Below are 15,364 nucleotides of genomic sequence, written 5' to 3'. Positions count from 1 at the left end.
TCGATCCTTCGAGGCTCGCTCCGCTCGCGCCTCTGGATGACGGGATCAACAGCGGAGAACTTAGTAGCCCGGATGAAGCGAAGCGAAATCCGGGATGGTCTCCGCGGAGAAAGCTCCCCGGATTGCGCTGCGCTTCATCCGGGCTACGGAAGCGTCAGCGCCGCTCCCTGAAGAACTCGCGCAGGAGGCGCGCGGACTCGGTCTCGCCGACTGCGCCGTAGACCTCCGGCACGTGGTGGCAGGTCGGCTGTGCGAAGAACCGCACGCCTGACTCGACCGCGCCGCCCTTGGGGTCGGCGGCGCCGTAATACAGCCGGCGGATACGGGCCAAGGAGATCGCGCCGGCGCACATGGTGCAGGGCTCCAGCGTCACGTAGAGGTCGCAATCGACCAGCCGCTCGGTGCCGATGGCCTCGGCGGCCTGCCGGATCGCCAGGACTTCCGCATGGGCGGTCGGATCGCGGTCGGTGAGGGTGCGATTGCTGGCGGTGGCGATGATCTCGTAACCCCGGACAATCACGCATCCGATCGGAACTTCGCCGGCTTTTCCGGCGTTTTCGGCCGTTTTCAGCGCCAAATCCATGAAAGAAGGGGCTGACATGCCTCGTATCATCGGAAGAAACCTGCTAGTAGCTTCGCCTTCAGCAAAAGTGGATGCCGGTTTTGCGTCAAATGCGCTGCCAACAGGGCGCGTACGCCCGGCTGCCCTTGCACCCCAATTGAACGTCCAGCGAGATTATTCATGCCCCGCGACAGCGACAAAAACAACGATTCCCGCGGCCGGCGTGATCGGCCCGGCGGTGGCCAGGGCCGCGCCGGCGACGGAAGGGGCCGCGCCGGCGGTGGCAAGGGCCGCTCCGGCGCCGCCCGTGGACCGGACAAGAAATTTGCCAAGCGCAGCTTTGGCGACAAGAAGTTTGCCGGCAAGGGCGATGGCGAGAAGCGGCCCTATCGCGGCGATCGCGAGGACCGTCCGCCGCGCCGCGAGTTCGGCGACAAGCCGAGGTTCAACCGCGATGACGCCCGTGGCGATCGGCCATTCCGCGATCGCCCGGCCCGCGACGGCGATGGCGAGAAGCGCACGTTCAAGCCGCGCGGCGACCGGCCGAGATTTGATCGCGGCGGCGATGGCGAAAAGCGTTCGTTCAAGCCGCGCGAAGATCGCGGCGGCGAAAAGCGGCCCTACACGCCCCGCGGCGACCGTCCGAACTTCAATCGCGACGATCGCCCGCCGCGGCGTGATCGCGATGATGCGCGCCCGGCGGGGCGGTCTTCTGATCGGAAGTTCGGCGACCGGAAGCCTTACGCGCCGCGCGAGCGTGACGGCGAGAAGCGGCCCTATACGCCGCGTGGCGAGCGATCGTTCGGCGACCGTCCTTCGCGCGATGGCGACCGGCCCGCGCGGAAATTCGGCGGCGACAGCAAGTTCAAGCGCGGCGGCGATCGTGATCGCGGGGGCGATCGCGGCCCGCGCAAGGACTTTGGCGACCGGCCGCCGCGCGGCGAATCCAAGCCGTGGCAGAAGCGCGAAGGCGGTTCCGATCGTCCAGAGCGTGGTTCGCGTCCGTTCCGCGACGGCCCGCGCAATTTCGACAGGCCGCGCGATGATCGCGGCGGCGGCGAGCGGCCGCGGTTCTCGCGCTCCCGCGACGATCGCGAGCAGGGCGATCGCCACGAGCGGCCGAAGTTCAGCCGGCCGCGCTGGGAGCGCGACGAGGCTGGTGGCGACAACCGCCGGCGCGAGCGCCCCGAAGGCCGCACCGACTGGCAGGAGCATCCGCGCAGCGAAGGCCGTTTCGGCGATCGGCCGCGCCGCGAGAATGAGGACGACAGCAAGGTCTTTGCCAAGCGCCCGGCCTTCGGCGGCCGCGGTGCCTATCGCGAACGTGCCTTTGATGATCGCCGCGAGCGTCCCGAGCCGAAGCCGAAGAAGGCGGGCGAGCGCATCGCCAAGGTGCTGGCGCGCGCCGGCCTCGCCTCGCGCCGCGATGCCGAGGAGATCGTCACCCAGGGCCGGGTCACCGTCAACGGACGCGTGATCAACTCGCCGGCGCTCGACATCACCGAGAACGATGTCGTGGCGGTCGACGGCAAGCCGTTGCCGCCGCGCGAGCGGACGCGGCTGTTCATGTATCACAAGCCGCGCGGGCTGATGACGACGCATGCCGATCCCGAGGGACGGCCGACCGTGTTCGACAATCTGCCCGAGGGCCTGCCGCGGCTGATCTCGATCGGCCGGCTCGATTTCAACACCGAGGGCCTGCTGCTCCTGACCAATGACGGCGGGCTGGCGCGGACGCTGGAGCATCCCGACACCGGATGGCTGCGCCGCTACCGCGTGCGTGCGCATGGCGAGGTGACGCAGGGCCAGCTCGACCAGCTCAAGGACGGCGTCGAGGTCGACGGCGTCAAATACGGGCCGATCGATGCGACGCTGGAGCGCGACCAGAGCGCCAACGTCTGGGTGGTGTTCGCGATCCGCGAGGGCAAGAACCGCGAAGTGCGCAACGTGATGGCGCATCTCGGGCTCGAGGTGAACCGGCTGATCCGGATCTCCTACGGCCCGTTCCAGCTCGGCGAGCTCGAGGAGGGCAAGGTCGAGGAGGTCAAGACGCGGGTGCTGCGCGAGCAGCTCGGCGAGAAGATCGCCAAGGTCGCAGGTGCGGACTTCACGCGGCCGGAGCAGCGCGAAGCTGACGCCGGCGACGATGCGCCCGCCAGGAAGCCGAAGCTCAGCAAGCGCGAAACGATCAACGATCGCAAGGGCCGCCGCGTGCTGGTGCAACGCACCGGCAGCGAGGAAGCGCGCGCCCGTAACGAGGACGAGGCCAACGGCTACGGCCCGCCGCGCCGTCCCAAACGCGGTTATCACGGCAAGCGTGATCTCACGCCGAAGGACGAGTAAGGGTCGATGCGCGTCGTCGGGGGCAGGCTGAAAGGCCGCAATCTCGCGTCGCCGTCGGGCCGCGACATCCGTCCGACCGCGGACCGCCTGCGCGAGTCCGTGTTCAATATCCTGATCCACGCCTACGACAATCCGATCGAGGATGCCCGTGTGCTCGATCTGTTTGCCGGCACCGGTGCGCTCGGTATCGAGGCGGTTTCGCGCGGCGCGAAGTTCACACTGTTCGTCGACAATGGCGCCGAGGCGCGGGCGCTGCTGCGCAACAATGTCGAGTCGCTCGGCCTTGGCGGGACGACCAAGGTCTATCGCCGCGATGCCACCGATCTCGGACCTGCGCATCCGGTCGAGCCGTTCTCGCTGGTGTTCCTTGATCCGCCCTACGGCAAGGGGCTCGCCGACAAGGCGCTCGCCTCGCTGCGCGACGGCGGTTGGCTGACGCCGGGCGCGCTGCTCGTCGTCGAGGAGGCGAAGGCCGCGGCGTTCGCGGCGCCCGAAGGGTTCGAGGAGCTCGAGCGGCGCGCCTATGACTACACGGAGTTCGTGTTCCTTCGCGAAAAAGTGTAGGGCGCATGGGTGTCCGCGTCATCCGCTGACTCTATGGTGGTTGCGCCTTCTCCACCCCGAGACTGATTCAACGCCGTTTGCGGAGCGCGAACCATGGCCGACACTCTTGCCGGACTGGCCGGTCAGTTGGAGACGCAGGTCAAGGCGTTGCGCGGCGGGGGTGATGACGCAGCGCTGCTCGCAGCCGCACGCGACGCCGCCGACCAGATCGAGCGCCATCGCGGCGCGCAGGATGGTGACGCGCGTGAAGCGCTCATGATGGTTCAGCGGTGGACGTTCAACGCGGCGGCCGATTGCTGGCCGGGCTGGAGTGTTTCCGACAAGCCGGTCAATCAGGACAATCTGCTCGCCGCGCGCGAACTCGCGGAGCGCTCGCTGCGCCTTGTCGAGAAGCTCGAGCTAGGGCCTCTGCGCGTGGCAACGGGCATCTGGCTGGTCGGGGCCTTTGACCTGGCGCTTGGTCGGTACGACGACGCGTCCCAGCTGTTTGGTGATGCGCGCGGACAGTATGGCGCGGCGAACGCGCCCGGTCTCGTGCTGCTGGTGGACGGCTATGCCGCGATCGTGCGGCAGGTCGGCAAGCGCGCTGCCGAAGGCGATGATCTCGATCAGGTCTGTACGCGGATCGCGGCAGGTGGCTTCAAGGATGGCGACGAATGGATCGCGCAGCTTCGGACGGCGCAGGACGTGTTCGCCCGCAAGTATTCGTAGGATGGGTAGAGCGAAGCGAAACCCATCCTGCGGCTATGGCGACACCGAGTTCGTGTTCCGTCGCGATGCGTGACATTGCCACTTGTTCTGCTGTCATCACCCGCGCATGCGGGTGATCCAGTACGCCGAGGCCTCTCGTTCGATCACAACAGCCGCGGCGTACTGGATCGCCCGGTCAAGCCGGGCGATGACAGTTGCCTCACCTCCGCCCGAACAGCTTCTCGATATCGCTCAGCTTCAATTCCACATAGGTCGGCCGGCCGTGGTTGCACTGGCCGGAGTTCGGCGTGTCTTCCATCTCGCGCAGCAGCGCGTTCATCTCTTCCGGCTTGAGGCGTCTGCCGGCGCGGACCGAGCCGTGGCAGGCCATGGTGGCGGCGACGTGCATCAGCCGGCGCTCCAGCGGCAGCGCCTCGTCCCACTCGGCCATGTGTTCTGCGAGGTCGCGGAGCAGCCCGGCCGCATTGGCCTTGCCGAGCAGCGAGGGCGTCTCGCGCACGGCAACCGCGCCGGGACCGAACGATTCGATCGCGAGCCCGAACGACGCCAGCTCCTCGGCGCGATCGAGCAGCTTCTCGACGGTCGCCTCATCGAGCTCGACGATCTCCGGGATCAAGAGGATCTGCCGCTGCACACCGTTCTTCGCCAGCGAGGCCTTCAGTCTCTCATAGACGATGCGCTCATGCGCCGCGTGCTGGTCCACCACGATCAGGCCGTCGCGGGTCTGCGAGACGATATATGTCTCGTGGATCTGGGTCCGCGCGGCGCCGAGCGGCCGGTCGAGCAGATCGGGCGCGGCCGCGGCCTCGAAGCGGACATCGGCGGTCGGCGTGCCGACGTCGAAGGCGGCCTGTCCGGGCTCGGCGAAAGCGGGCGCCGCCGCGCCGTCGAATGCGCGCATCGGATTGACCGGATAGGACGGCGAAGCACGCCAGTCCCAATTGCCCGGGCGCGGTGGCGTGAAGGCGGGGCGGAACGCCTGTAACGTCGCGCCGTCGGCGGTGTTGGCGGCGGTGCGTCTGCCCTCGCGCGCCAGGCCGTCCTTCAACGCGTGCACGATCAGCGCGCGCACCAGGCCGGCGTTGCGGAAGCGCACCTCGGTCTTGGCCGGATGCACATTGGCGTCGACCTCCTGCGGGTCACAGGTGACGAACAGCGCCACGACGGGATGGCGGTCGCGCGGCAGATAGTCGGAATAGGCCGCACGCACCGCGCCGAGGATCAGCTTGTCGCGCACCGGGCGGCCGTTGACGAACAGATATTGCCCGAGCGCATTGGCGCGGGTCAGCGACGGCGCGGCGGCAAAGCCCTCGACCACGACGCCCTCGCGCTCGGCGCGCACCTCGATCGCGCTGGCGCGGAAGTCTGCGCCCAGGATATCGCCGAGCCGCGTCAGCCGGCCGGCCGCGCCGGGCAGTGCGGCGGCCCAGGTCACCGGCGCGCGCTCTTCGCCGGCCAGCGTGAAGGCGATGTCGGGCCGCGCCATGCCGAGGCGCCGCACCACCTCGCGGATCGCCTCCGCCTCGGTGCGATCGGTCTTGAGGAACTTCAGCCGCGCCGGCGTCGCGTAGAAGAGTTCGTTGACCTCGACGCGGGTGCCCTGGCCGAGCGCGGCCGGCATGACCTCCGACTTCTCGCCGCCCTCGACCGACAGTGACCAGGCATGCGGTTCGCTGGCATGGCGCGTCGTGATGCCGAGCTTTGCCACCGCGCCGATCGACGGCAGCGCCTCGCCGCGGAACCCGAGTGTGCGGATGCGCAAGAGGTCTTCGTCGTCGAGCTTCGAGGTGGCGTGGCGATCGACCGCAAGCGCAAGGTCTGACCGCGTCATGCCGCCGCCGTCGTCGGTGATGCCGATCCGCCGCCGCCCGCCGCCATCGGTGAAAACGTCGATCCGGCTGGCGCCGGCGTCGATCGCGTTCTCGACCAGTTCCTTGACCACGCTCGCAGGGCGTTCGACCACTTCGCCGGCGGCGATGCGGTTGACGAGCTGTTCGGGAAGCTGGCGGACGGGCATGGATTGAACGTCGGAAAAAGCGATTCGAGGCTTGCCGTTACTATAAGTCACCGCCCCGGCAAATGCATGGGAGCGCTGGGGCCATCAGCTGCGCGTTGGGGATGATTCCGGCCTATCGCCTTGAAGACGCTCGTCTTCGGCGCCCGGCCCGTTACGTCCTACGTCGCGATTGTGGGGCCGCACACACAGGTATATCGTTTAGAAAAATTATAAGTTCTCGCCGGAGGAACGCCATGTGCCATCTTTTCGCGCACCAGCCGCAGCGTGACTATGAATCGCAGACCAGATCGCTGCGGATCGACGGCCACTGCACCTCGATCCGGCTGGAAATGTCGTTCTGGGACACGCTCGAGGAGATCGCGGCCAAGGAAGGCATGAGCCTGGCCAAGTTCCTCACCACCTTGCACAACGAGGTGCTCGACCATCACGGTGAGGTGAACAATTTCGCGTCGCTGTTGCGCTGCTCCTGCCTGATCTACCGCGCCAGGGCGAATGCGCCGGCGGTCGTTTCGGATTATCGCGAGACGACGGCGATCATGGACGCGGCGGAATAGCGTCGCGCCGACCCATCACACAGGAAGAAAAAGCGGCCTTGTCCTGTTGGGCAAGGCCGCTTCAGTGAGAGGGGAACTGGATTTTCTTGCTAGACCGAGATGAGTTTACTTCGAATCGAGCAGCGCACTCCGTTTCACCTCGCCCCGCGTGCGGGAGAGGCATAGGCCGCCTTCGGCGGCCGTTCTCAAGAACGCCGAAGCGGAGCTCCGGCTATGACGCATCGTTAGATGCGTTCCGGGTGAGAGGGAGCCTCCGCAAACGCAGCCATCGCCGAGTGCGCGGAGATAGCCCCTCACCCCAACCCTCTCCCCGTAAGAACGGGGCGAGGGAGCGCAGCACCGTCGCGGCCGCTATTCGACCTGATCTCATCACGCTCTAGATCTCCTTGCGCTGCATCGCGCCGGCGATGTGGTCGGCCTGCCGGATTGCCAGCGACACGATCGTCAGCGTCGGGTTGCACGCCGCTCCGCTGGTGAACTGGCTGCCGTCGGAGACGAACAGGTTCTTGATGTCGTGGGTCTGGCCGAACTTGTTGACCACGCCATCGCGCGGCTTCTCGCTCATCCGGTTGGTGCCCATGTTGTGGGTCGAGGGATAGGGCGGCGTCGGGTAGGTCACGGTGGCGCCGACCGCTTCATAGACCGCGGAGCCCTGCTTGTAGGCGTGATCGCGCATCGCGACGTCGTTCGGATGATCGTCGAAATGCACGCTGGCGACCGGCAGACCGAACTTGTCCTTGATCTTTGGATCCAGCGTGACGCGGTTGGTCTCCTGCGGCATGTCCTCGCCGACCAGCCACATGCCGGCCATCCGCGGATAGCCCTCGATCGCGCTGGTGAAGCTGCGTCCCCAGGCGCCGGGATTGAGGAACGCCGCCATGAAGGGCAGGCCGAGCGACAGCGTCTCCATCTCGTAGCCGCCGACGAAGCCGCGGCTCGGATTGTTCTTGGCCTCGTCACGGATGATGCCGGCCATCGTGGTGCCGCGATACATGTGCACCGACTTCTCGAAGCTCGCATACACGCTGCCGGTCATGTGCCGCATGTAGTTGCGACCGACCTGGCCCGATGAATTGGCGAGGCCGTCCGGGAACATGCTGGAGGCGCTGTTGAGCAACAGACGCGGGCTCTCGATCGAGTTGCCGGCGACCGCGACCACGCGGGCCTTCTGACGCTGCATCGCGCCGGTCGCATCGGCATAGACCACGCCGGTGACCTTGCCGGACTGGTCGTGCTCGATCTTGATCACCATGCTGCCGGGACGCACTTCGAGATTGCCGGTGGCTTCGCCCTTCGGGATCTCGGTATAGAGCGTCGACCATTTGGCGCCCGACTTGCAGCCCTGGAAGCAGAAGCCGATCTGCTGGCAGGAGCCGCGGCCGTCGCGCGGCTCGCTGTTGATCGCCATCCGCCCGGTGTGCACTTCCTTGTAGCCGAGCTTCTTGGCGCCGGCTTCCATCACCTTGAAGTTGTTGTTGCCGGGCAGCCCGGGGATGCCGTTGGTGCGGGTGACGCCCATCTTGTCCTCGGCCTTGGCGTACCACGGCTCCATCTCGGCGAGCGTGATGGGCCAGTCCAGCAGGTTGGCGCCGGGGATGCCGCCATAGGCCGACTTGATCTTGAACTCATGCTCGTCGAAACGCAGCGAGGCTCCGGCCCAATGCGTGGTCGAGCCGCCGACCGCCTTCACGATCCAGGCCGGCAGGCCCGGAAAATCCTGGTGGACGCGCCAGCTTCCCGACGTCGAGCGCGCGTCGGACCACGCGAGCTGCGTGAAGCTGTCCCATTCATCGTTGATGAAGTCCTGGTTCTCGATGCGCGGTCCGGCTTCCAGGATCACGACCTTGACGCCCTTCTGCGCCAGTTCATTGCCGAGCGTTCCGCCGCCGGCACCGGAGCCGACGATCACGACAACGCCGCTGTCATTCAGATCAAATTTTGCCATTGTTTCCTCCTGGGCGTTATCAGTTCAAGCCTTCGGCAGCCAGTCGATGTCAGCGAAGCCGCGCTTGATGTAACCGCCATGCTCGGCCGAGGAGCCCTCGTAGCCGAACCGCGGCCATACCTCCTTGTTGTTGTAGAGCGAGACGATGAGGTCGCCGCGGATCTTCTGGAAGAACGCGCTCTGTTCGATCTGCTGCAGCAGCGCGACGCGATCGTTCTCCCAGGCGATCTGGGCATAAGGCATCTTGTGGCGGTCGTTGGCTGCCTGATCCAGCCTTGCGACACCGTCATTGATCAGCGATTTGACAGCCGGATCCTTGGCGGCCTTGTCATCCCACGGCTTGACCGCGGTGATGTAGTAGCTGTCGCCGAGGAAATCGTGCGGATAGATGTCGCGCGCCACCTTCAGCAATGTCTTCATCGTGGCCGGCGTCAGCGTGCCCGCCTCGTCGGCCCACGCATCGGTGATGCCAAGCCCGGTGGACGTCGCGATCGCGACTGCGGGTGCGGTGGCAGCCGCGCCCTTGAGAAACACACGCCGGTCATATTTGCTGCGTCGATCGATTTCTCTCATGGGTTTCCTCCGTCATTTTATCTTGCAATTGGATTAGCCGAAGCGCCCGCCGCGCTGGATCACCTCGATCTTGTAGCCGTCGGGATCCGAGACGAAGAAGAAGCGCGCCAGCGTCTTGCCGTCATGCTTGAAGTCGCGCAGCGGCCCGGGCGACAGCTTCTCTTTATCGAAGCGCGCGTGCTCGGCATCGACGTCATCGACGACGACGGCGAGATGGCCGTAGCCGTCGCCGAGCGCATAGGGTTCCTTGCGGTCGAAATTGACCGTGAGCTCGACCTCGAAAGGCGAGGACGGATGGCGCAGGTAGATCAGCGCGAAATCGCCAAATCGCAGATTGTCCGCGATCTCGAGCCCGAACGCGCGCTTGTAGAAGTCGAGCGCTTTAGCCTCGTCGAACACGCGGATCATCGAATGCACGAGTTTCGCCATTCAATTCTGCTCCTTCAGATAGGCGATGATCATGGCGCGGGTTTCCGGCTTGGCCTGTCGGTAGGCCATCACGGTGCCTGGGATCACCTCTTGTGGATTGGTCAGCCAGGCATCGAGCCTGGAGTCGTCCCAGACGAAGTCAGCCTTGGCGAAGCCCGCGGAATATTTGAATCCGTCAGCCTTGCCGGCATGGCGGCCGACGATCTTGTAGAGCGACGGTCCTTGCCGGACGGGATCCGACATGTTGGTAGCGTGGCAGGTCGCGCATTGCTGCTTGAACAGAGTCGCCCCGTCGGGCGGCTTGGCGGCAGGCAACGGCATTTGCGCTGCCGCCATTTGCACTGCAAACATCGCGCTGCAACATCCCAGCGCCAACGTCCACCTCGCACGCAGCTTTGTCATATACATCACCACCTCTGTGCGGTGACTGTAGGAGGCTGAATTCGGCCGTTGGTAGTAGCGGGCTGTTTCACGGCAGAACAAAGCTGGGCGCTGATCTGGCGCGGAACCGATGGTTGCCGCATATGCGGACGACAAATCCGCAAAATGACCGCGAAATCCCTGCACGATCACCACACGCCGCCGCTTGCATTGCGCGTGCGCCGTTTGCGGAAAATTCAGTCTCGCACGATGGGGTTCAGGGTCGGCGTTGCAAACGGCGCACACCCGCGCCGCTCCGTCCATCGTCAATCAAAGTCCTGGAGAAATAGATGACGTTTGCAAGAACCAGCGTGCTCGCCCTTGCCATCACGGCCGCGATGGCCGGTCCCGTCCTGGCACAGGGCGCGACGACGCCGGACACCCAGCTTCGCGGCGGTGCACAGGGCAGAGGTACCATGCAGCAGGGCGGCGGCATGTCCGGCAGCGGCGATGAGGAAATGGCGGCGCAACCGACTTCGCCGACGCAAAAGAGCGGCACCAGCGCCAAGTCGGGCAACAAGGGAACGGTCGGCAGCGGCCACGCCACACCGAAGTCTGGCGGTTCCGAGATGGCGCCTGCAACCAAGAAGTATTGATCCCGCGATGATCGGATTCCGGATGCAGCGCCGCGCCTGCGCTGCGTCCGGTGCTCCCTAGAGCCTTTTCCGTTCCGATTGAATCGGAACGGGGCTCTGGATTCTAGTTTTGACGCGTTTTCTTCACGCGAACCGGGTATCCACTTCGCTCGAAAACGCTCCAAAGCGCGATGAGATCAGGTTGAATCGTCATCGCGCTTTAGCTCCTTGTTTGAGCATGATCTTTTCGGAAAACCGCTTCGCACTTTTCCGGACCATGCTTCAATCGTCGAGCCGTTGACTGCCGCGGCCGGCCTTGATGTCGCTGCGGCGCTTCTTGCCTTCGAGCCGGCGCTTCTTTGAGCCGAGCGTCGGCCTGGTCGGCCGCCGTGGTGTCGGCCGCACCATCGCTTCCTTCAGCATCTCGAACAGCCGCTCGATCGCGTCGGCGCGATTGCGCTCCTGGGTGCGGAAACGGAACGCCTGGATCACGATCACACCGTCCTTGGTCATGCGGCTGCCGGCGAGCCGCGCCAGCCGCTGTGCCGCGTCCGGCGGCAGCGCGATCTTGTGCGTGTCGAAGCGGAGCTGGGCTGCGGTCGAGACCTTGTTGACATTCTGTCCGCCCGGACCGGAGGCACGGACAAAGACGATCTCAATGTCGTTCTCGTCGATCGTAAGGTCGCGGGACAGCCGCAGCATGACATCACCCGTGGAGGGAAGAATCGGCGGCCGCAGGATAGCGGGTTTGCGCTGGGCGTGCTTGGGCGGTGTTGATGCAGCGTTCGCTACGTCAGCGGTCGGAGCGCGGGGCCACCCCTCTCCCCCAACCCTCCCCCGCAAGGGGGGAGGGAGCCCATCCGCCTGCGCGTCCCTAACGATCGAAGCGTCAATCGAAGCATCGGCGACAATGTTGGCACGATGTAAGGTGAGCACGCCTCTCAGGCTCCCTCCCCCTTGCGAGGGAGGGGCGGGGAGAGGGGTGGCCACAACGGTGGTGAGTACGAAGACGCGGGTGCGCGCCGAACCGCGTCAGTTCGCTTTCGGCGGCGCCGATGCCGGCTGCGCTGCGGCTTGCGGGGCGCGGCCGACGATCACGGTGAGCAAGCCGTTGCCCCACAGCCTCTTGGAGACCCGCTTGACGTCGTCGAGCGTCACCGCATCGACGATGGCGCTGCGCTTCTCGATGTAATCGATCGGCAGCTTGTCGAGCTGGTATTGCAGCATTGCCTGCGCGAGCTTGGAGGAGGTGTCGAGCGCCAGCATCTGCGAGCCCTTCAGATAGGACTTCGCCTCGTCGAGCTCCTGCTGCGTCGGACCTTGCTCGGCGATGCGGCGGATCTCCGCCTCGATCGCATCGACGGTCTCGCCGGCGCGGTCGGCCCGGGTGCCGGTGTTGCCGATGAACAGCGCGGAGTGATCCATCCAGAGCAGCGCTTCATAGATCGAATAGGCCAGGCCGCGCTTCTCGCGCACTTCCTTGTAGAGCCGCGACGACAGCCCGCCGCCGCCGAGAATGTGGTTCACCACATAGGCGGCCATGAAGTCCGGGTCGTGCCTGTTGATGCCGGGACCGCCGAAGGTGACGACGGTCTGCGGCACGTCGAGCGGGACGAAGGCGCGCTGCGGCGGCTTGGTCGCCACGACGTCGGGAATCGCCGTCAACTCGGCCTTGGCCGGCAAGCCGCCAAAGGTGTTGTCCAGGAGCTTGCCGAGCGTATCGGGATCGACGTCGCCGACCACGGCGATCCGCAGCGTATCCTTGGCGATGATGCGGCGGACATAGTCCTTCAGATCGGCGATCTCGATGGTCGGCACGCTCTCGAGCGTGCCGGTCGCCGTCCTCCCATAAGGATGATCGCCGAAGGCGAGCTCGAGGAACTTGCGGCCGGACAGTGAGGACGGATTGGTCGATTCGCGGCGCAGGTTCGAGATCACCTGGGCGCGGATGCGTTCGACGTCCTTGGGCTCGAACCGCGGCGAGGTCAGCGCCATCCGCAACAGGTCGTAGGCTTCGTCCTTGTTGTCCTTGAGCATGCGCAGCGAGCCGCGGAACTGATCGCGGTTGGACTGGAAGCTGAGCTCGATGGCGCGGCGCTCGAGCCGCTCGTGATAGGTCTTGGAATCGAGATCGCCGGAGCCCTCGTCGAGCAGGTCGGCGACCAGATTGCCGACGCCGGGCTTGCCGGGCGGATCCTGGCTGGCGCCGCCGCCGAAGGAATATTCCATCGCGATCAGCGGCACGGTGGCGTCCTGCACGAACCATGCTTCGATGCCGCCGGGCGACACCAGCCGCTGGATCTTGGCCGCGGCCTGCGAGGGCGCCGAGGTCAGCGTCAGCATCGCGGCACAGGCGCCGCCGATCAGCGCCGCGCGGCGGGTGATGGAATAGGTCACGAGCGCTTCTCCTCGCGTTTCGGCGCAGTATCCTTGATCAGATAGCCGGTCACCGACCGCTTCTTGTCGAGCCAGGTGGCTGCCGCTGCGCGCACCTGCTCGGCGGTGACGGCGCGAATGCGATCCGGCCAGCTCCTGATGTCGTCGATGCTGAGCCCGGTGGTCAGCGCGCCGCCATACCAGCGCGCCAGCGTCGCCTGGTTGTCCTGGGCGTAGATCGCCTCCGCGATCAGCTGGGTCTTGACCCGTTCGAGATCCTCGGCGCGCGCGGGGTTCTGCGCGAGATCGGCGATCACCTTGTCGATCGCGTCCTCGATCTGCGCGAACTCGACGCCGGCCTTGGGCGTTACCGCAATCGAGAATTGCGACGGATCGAGCGCGGTGCCCTGATAGCCGGCGCCGGCCGAGATCGCGAGGCCCTTGTCGATCACCAGAGAGCGATAGAGGTAGGAGTTGGCGCCGCCGCCCATCAATTGCGCCAGCACATCGAGCGCCTGGCTCTCGCCGGCCGCCGCCGTGGTCGCCGAGGGCACCAGATAGTAGCGGCGCAGATTCGGTTGTTCGACGCGGGGATCCGACAAGGTCACGGTGCGCGGTGCAGCCGGCGTCGGCTCCTGCGGCCGGACACGCTTCTCGGGGATCGCACGCTGCGCCGGGATCGGGCCGAAATTCTTCTCGACCAGCGGGCGGATGTCCTTGACGTCGACGTCGCCGGCGATGACCAGGATCGCGTTGTTCGGCGCATAGAAGCGGCGGTAGAAGGCGAGCGCATCCTCGCGGTCGAGCTTCTCGATCTCCTGGTGCCAGCCGATCACCGGCCGGCCGTAGGGATGGTTGAGATAGAGCGCGGCCATGATCTGCTCGGTGAGCCGGGCATCCGGGTTGTTGGCAACCCGCATGTTGAACTCCTCGAGCACGACGTCACGCTCGGGCAGCACATTCTCGTCCTTCAGGATCAGGCCGGTCATGCGGTCGGCCTCGAACTCCATCATGGTGGGCAGCTGCTCGCGCGGCACGCGCTGGAAGTAGCCGGTGTAGTCGTTGGAGGTGAAGGCGTTCTCGTTGCCGCCGACGCGCAGCACGGTCTGCGAGAACTCGCCGGCCGGGTGCTTGGCGGTGCCCTTGAACATCAGATGCTCGAGGAAATGCGCGAGGCCCGATTTGCCCGGCGTCTCGTCGGCGGAGCCGACCTTGTACCAGATCATCTGCGTGACGACCGGCGTGCGGTGATCGGGGATCACCACGACCTGCAGGCCGTTGTCGAGCGTGAAGCTCGCAGGGCGTTCCGAGGTGACGGTGGTCTGGGCGCGGAGGCTGGTGCCCGATAGCGGGACGGTTGAAACGAAGGCAGCAGCGAACAGGGCAATCGATCGGCGTGAGGGCATCATGGTCCTTATGGAAGCCTGAACAGATGGCCGGGCATGAAAGACGCCATCGTACACGGTGCAGTCCGTGCCAGTCGTCACGAAGCGGAGAGACGGATGTCCCTCCGCATTAAGCTTTGCTCATGTCAGCCTTCGCCCAAACAGGCCAAGCGTCACTGGATCGGTTTTCCGGTCATGACGTCGTACTGGCCCTCGTTCACCTTCGGCTTCATCGGGCCTGTGCCATAGGCAAAGCCTGAAGACGGCGTCTGGTAGCCCGGAGGGGGCTCGGTCAGGGATTCGCGCGTCGGCTCGCCCGGGAACGGCTTGGACTCGCTGCTGTTCCCCTTGAACATGCCGAGCAGACCGCCGGTGTAGCCGAGCTGGCTCGGCATCAGCGACGGATTGGTGTTGGTGCCCGGCTCGAGCGGCTCCTTGCGGCCCTCGGTGGCCGTCTGCTGCTTGCGGCCTGCCTCGATCTCGGCCGGCGTCAACGCCACCGCTGACTGCCACGGCTCCTTCTTGACTTCCTTCTTGCGCGCCGCGATCGCAGCCTTGCGCGCCGCGATATCGGGGTCCTTCGGCCAGTTCGGCGCGTTGACCTGGGCGGCTGTGGCAGGCGGCGGCAGGTCGAGCTTCGGCGGCACCACCAGCGGCGAGCGCTCGCGATAATCGATGCCCTTGCTGGCGGCGCTCTTGGCGCCGAGCCCGGTCATCAGATTGTCGATGATCCGCTCTTCGAAGGTCAGGCCGTCATCGCCGTCATCTTCATCGTCACCGGCACGCACCGGGCCGGCCGTCATCGCAAGGCCGATCCCGGCCGCAACGAACGCCAGACGCAGGCCGCGCATCAGCGGCAGCCGGGACGTCTCGATCAGGTAACCGCGGACTTTGGTGTTGCGCATCGCGC

The 15,364-nt window shown here is 66.0% G+C and carries 15 protein-coding genes; 5 read left to right on the top strand and 10 right to left on the bottom strand.

The window, feature by feature from the left end; translation table 11 throughout:
- Positions 1-154: 154 nt before the first annotated feature.
- On the bottom strand, positions 155-601 hold the full coding sequence (locus JQ573_RS17090) for a nucleoside deaminase (RefSeq protein ID WP_224943568.1): 447 nt from the start codon (positions 599-601) through the stop codon (positions 155-157).
- A gap of 141 nt (positions 602-742) precedes the next feature.
- On the opposite strand from JQ573_RS17090, the gene JQ573_RS17085 reads away from it, so the two are divergent.
- The 3 genes from JQ573_RS17085 to JQ573_RS17075 all read left to right on the top strand — a co-directional run bounded on the left by JQ573_RS17085 (position 743) and on the right by JQ573_RS17075 (position 4,180).
- Positions 743-2,905: a pseudouridine synthase gene (locus tag JQ573_RS17085; RefSeq protein ID WP_212313509.1), complete on the top strand. Its 2,163-nt coding sequence runs from the start codon at positions 743-745 to the stop codon at positions 2,903-2,905.
- Positions 2,906-2,911: 6 nt separating this feature from the next.
- Entirely contained in the window at positions 2,912-3,469 is a 558-nt protein-coding gene (rsmD, locus tag JQ573_RS17080) for a 16S rRNA (guanine(966)-N(2))-methyltransferase RsmD (protein ID WP_212313507.1), read from the top strand.
- A gap of 93 nt (positions 3,470-3,562) precedes the next feature.
- A complete protein-coding gene (locus JQ573_RS17075; protein ID WP_212313499.1) occupies positions 3,563-4,180 on the top strand; it encodes a hypothetical protein in 618 nt (205 codons plus the stop codon).
- Positions 4,181-4,379: 199 nt separating this feature from the next.
- On the opposite strand, the gene mutL is transcribed toward JQ573_RS17075, so the two are convergent.
- Positions 4,380-6,197 carry a DNA mismatch repair endonuclease MutL gene (gene mutL, locus JQ573_RS17070; protein WP_212313497.1) on the bottom strand — a complete coding sequence of 606 codons (1,818 nt, stop codon included), beginning with the start codon at positions 6,195-6,197 and terminating at the stop codon, positions 4,380-4,382.
- 233 nt (positions 6,198-6,430) lie between these two features.
- Here mutL and JQ573_RS17065 point away from each other — a divergent pair, with 233 nt between their 5' ends.
- Positions 6,431-6,751, top strand: coding sequence for a ribbon-helix-helix domain-containing protein (locus JQ573_RS17065; protein ID WP_212313495.1), 321 nt, complete (start codon positions 6,431-6,433; stop codon positions 6,749-6,751).
- A 376-nt stretch (positions 6,752-7,127) separates the two neighbouring features.
- Here the strand turns inward: JQ573_RS17065 and JQ573_RS17060 are convergent, their stop codons facing one another.
- Genes JQ573_RS17060 through JQ573_RS17045 form a run of 4 tightly spaced genes read right to left on the bottom strand, consistent with a single transcriptional unit; the run spans position 7,128 to position 10,019 of the window.
- Entirely contained in the window at positions 7,128-8,696 is a 1,569-nt protein-coding gene (locus JQ573_RS17060; RefSeq protein WP_212313493.1) for a GMC family oxidoreductase, read from the bottom strand.
- A gap of 24 nt (positions 8,697-8,720) precedes the next feature.
- A complete protein-coding gene (locus JQ573_RS17055; RefSeq protein ID WP_212313491.1) occupies positions 8,721-9,269 on the bottom strand; it encodes a gluconate 2-dehydrogenase subunit 3 family protein in 549 nt (182 codons plus the stop codon).
- A gap of 33 nt (positions 9,270-9,302) precedes the next feature.
- A complete protein-coding gene (locus tag JQ573_RS17050) occupies positions 9,303-9,698 on the bottom strand; it encodes a VOC family protein (protein ID WP_212313489.1) in 396 nt (131 codons plus the stop codon).
- A complete protein-coding gene (locus JQ573_RS17045) occupies positions 9,699-10,019 on the bottom strand; it encodes a cytochrome c family protein (RefSeq protein WP_249131963.1) in 321 nt (106 codons plus the stop codon).
- Between the two features lie 389 nt (positions 10,020-10,408).
- Between JQ573_RS17045 and JQ573_RS17040 the strand changes: the two genes are divergently transcribed.
- On the top strand, positions 10,409-10,714 hold the full coding sequence (locus JQ573_RS17040) for a hypothetical protein (RefSeq protein WP_212313488.1): 306 nt from the start codon (positions 10,409-10,411) through the stop codon (positions 10,712-10,714).
- A gap of 261 nt (positions 10,715-10,975) precedes the next feature.
- Here JQ573_RS17040 and arfB read toward each other — a convergent pair whose 3' ends face one another.
- The 4 genes from arfB to JQ573_RS17020 all read right to left on the bottom strand — a co-directional run bounded on the left by arfB (position 10,976) and on the right by JQ573_RS17020 (position 15,359).
- On the bottom strand, positions 10,976-11,395 hold the full coding sequence (gene arfB / locus JQ573_RS17035; RefSeq protein ID WP_212313486.1) for an alternative ribosome rescue aminoacyl-tRNA hydrolase ArfB: 420 nt from the start codon (positions 11,393-11,395) through the stop codon (positions 10,976-10,978).
- A 330-nt stretch (positions 11,396-11,725) separates the two neighbouring features.
- The gene (locus tag JQ573_RS17030) at positions 11,726-13,090 is read right to left on the bottom strand and encodes a M16 family metallopeptidase (RefSeq protein ID WP_409334649.1); all 1,365 of its coding nucleotides are present in this window, start codon (positions 13,088-13,090) and stop codon (positions 11,726-11,728) included.
- The gene (locus JQ573_RS17025) at positions 13,087-14,478 is read right to left on the bottom strand and encodes a pitrilysin family protein (RefSeq protein WP_212313477.1); all 1,392 of its coding nucleotides are present in this window, start codon (positions 14,476-14,478) and stop codon (positions 13,087-13,089) included. The genes JQ573_RS17030 and JQ573_RS17025 overlap by 4 nt, the downstream gene beginning before the upstream one ends.
- A gap of 149 nt (positions 14,479-14,627) precedes the next feature.
- Positions 14,628-15,359: a hypothetical protein gene (locus JQ573_RS17020; RefSeq protein WP_212313475.1), complete on the bottom strand. Its 732-nt coding sequence runs from the start codon at positions 15,357-15,359 to the stop codon at positions 14,628-14,630.
- Between the last annotated feature and the right edge of the window lie 5 nt (positions 15,360-15,364).

The organism is Bradyrhizobium sp. AUGA SZCCT0105, from assembly GCF_018129565.1.
Lineage (GTDB): Bacteria > Pseudomonadota > Alphaproteobacteria > Rhizobiales > Xanthobacteraceae > Bradyrhizobium.
This window is presented reverse-complemented; position numbering and strand designations above follow the sequence as displayed.

What these genes read in the sequence shown, in the direction of transcription:
- JQ573_RS17090 (WP_224943568.1), bottom strand. Translation starts at nt 601, where the DNA reads ATGTCAGCCCCTTCTTTCATGGATTTGGCGCTGAAAACGGCCGAAAAC.
- JQ573_RS17085 (WP_212313509.1), top strand. Translation starts at nt 743, where the DNA reads ATGCCCCGCGACAGCGACAAAAACAACGATTCCCGCGGCCGGCGTGAT.
- rsmD (WP_212313507.1), top strand. Translation starts at nt 2,912, where the DNA reads ATGCGCGTCGTCGGGGGCAGGCTGAAAGGCCGCAATCTCGCGTCGCCG.
- JQ573_RS17075 (WP_212313499.1), top strand. Translation starts at nt 3,563, where the DNA reads ATGGCCGACACTCTTGCCGGACTGGCCGGTCAGTTGGAGACGCAGGTC.
- mutL (WP_212313497.1), bottom strand. Translation starts at nt 6,197, where the DNA reads ATGCCCGTCCGCCAGCTTCCCGAACAGCTCGTCAACCGCATCGCCGCC.
- JQ573_RS17065 (WP_212313495.1), top strand. Translation starts at nt 6,431, where the DNA reads ATGTGCCATCTTTTCGCGCACCAGCCGCAGCGTGACTATGAATCGCAG.
- JQ573_RS17060 (WP_212313493.1), bottom strand. Translation starts at nt 8,696, where the DNA reads ATGGCAAAATTTGATCTGAATGACAGCGGCGTTGTCGTGATCGTCGGC.
- JQ573_RS17055 (WP_212313491.1), bottom strand. Translation starts at nt 9,269, where the DNA reads ATGAGAGAAATCGATCGACGCAGCAAATATGACCGGCGTGTGTTTCTC.
- JQ573_RS17050 (WP_212313489.1), bottom strand. Translation starts at nt 9,698, where the DNA reads ATGGCGAAACTCGTGCATTCGATGATCCGCGTGTTCGACGAGGCTAAA.
- JQ573_RS17045 (WP_249131963.1), bottom strand. Translation starts at nt 10,019, where the DNA reads ATGCCGTTGCCTGCCGCCAAGCCGCCCGACGGGGCGACTCTGTTCAAG.
- JQ573_RS17040 (WP_212313488.1), top strand. Translation starts at nt 10,409, where the DNA reads ATGACGTTTGCAAGAACCAGCGTGCTCGCCCTTGCCATCACGGCCGCG.
- arfB (WP_212313486.1), bottom strand. Translation starts at nt 11,395, where the DNA reads ATGCTGCGGCTGTCCCGCGACCTTACGATCGACGAGAACGACATTGAG.
- JQ573_RS17025 (WP_212313477.1), bottom strand. Translation starts at nt 14,478, where the DNA reads ATGATGCCCTCACGCCGATCGATTGCCCTGTTCGCTGCTGCCTTCGTT.
- JQ573_RS17020 (WP_212313475.1), bottom strand. Translation starts at nt 15,359, where the DNA reads ATGCGCAACACCAAAGTCCGCGGTTACCTGATCGAGACGTCCCGGCTG.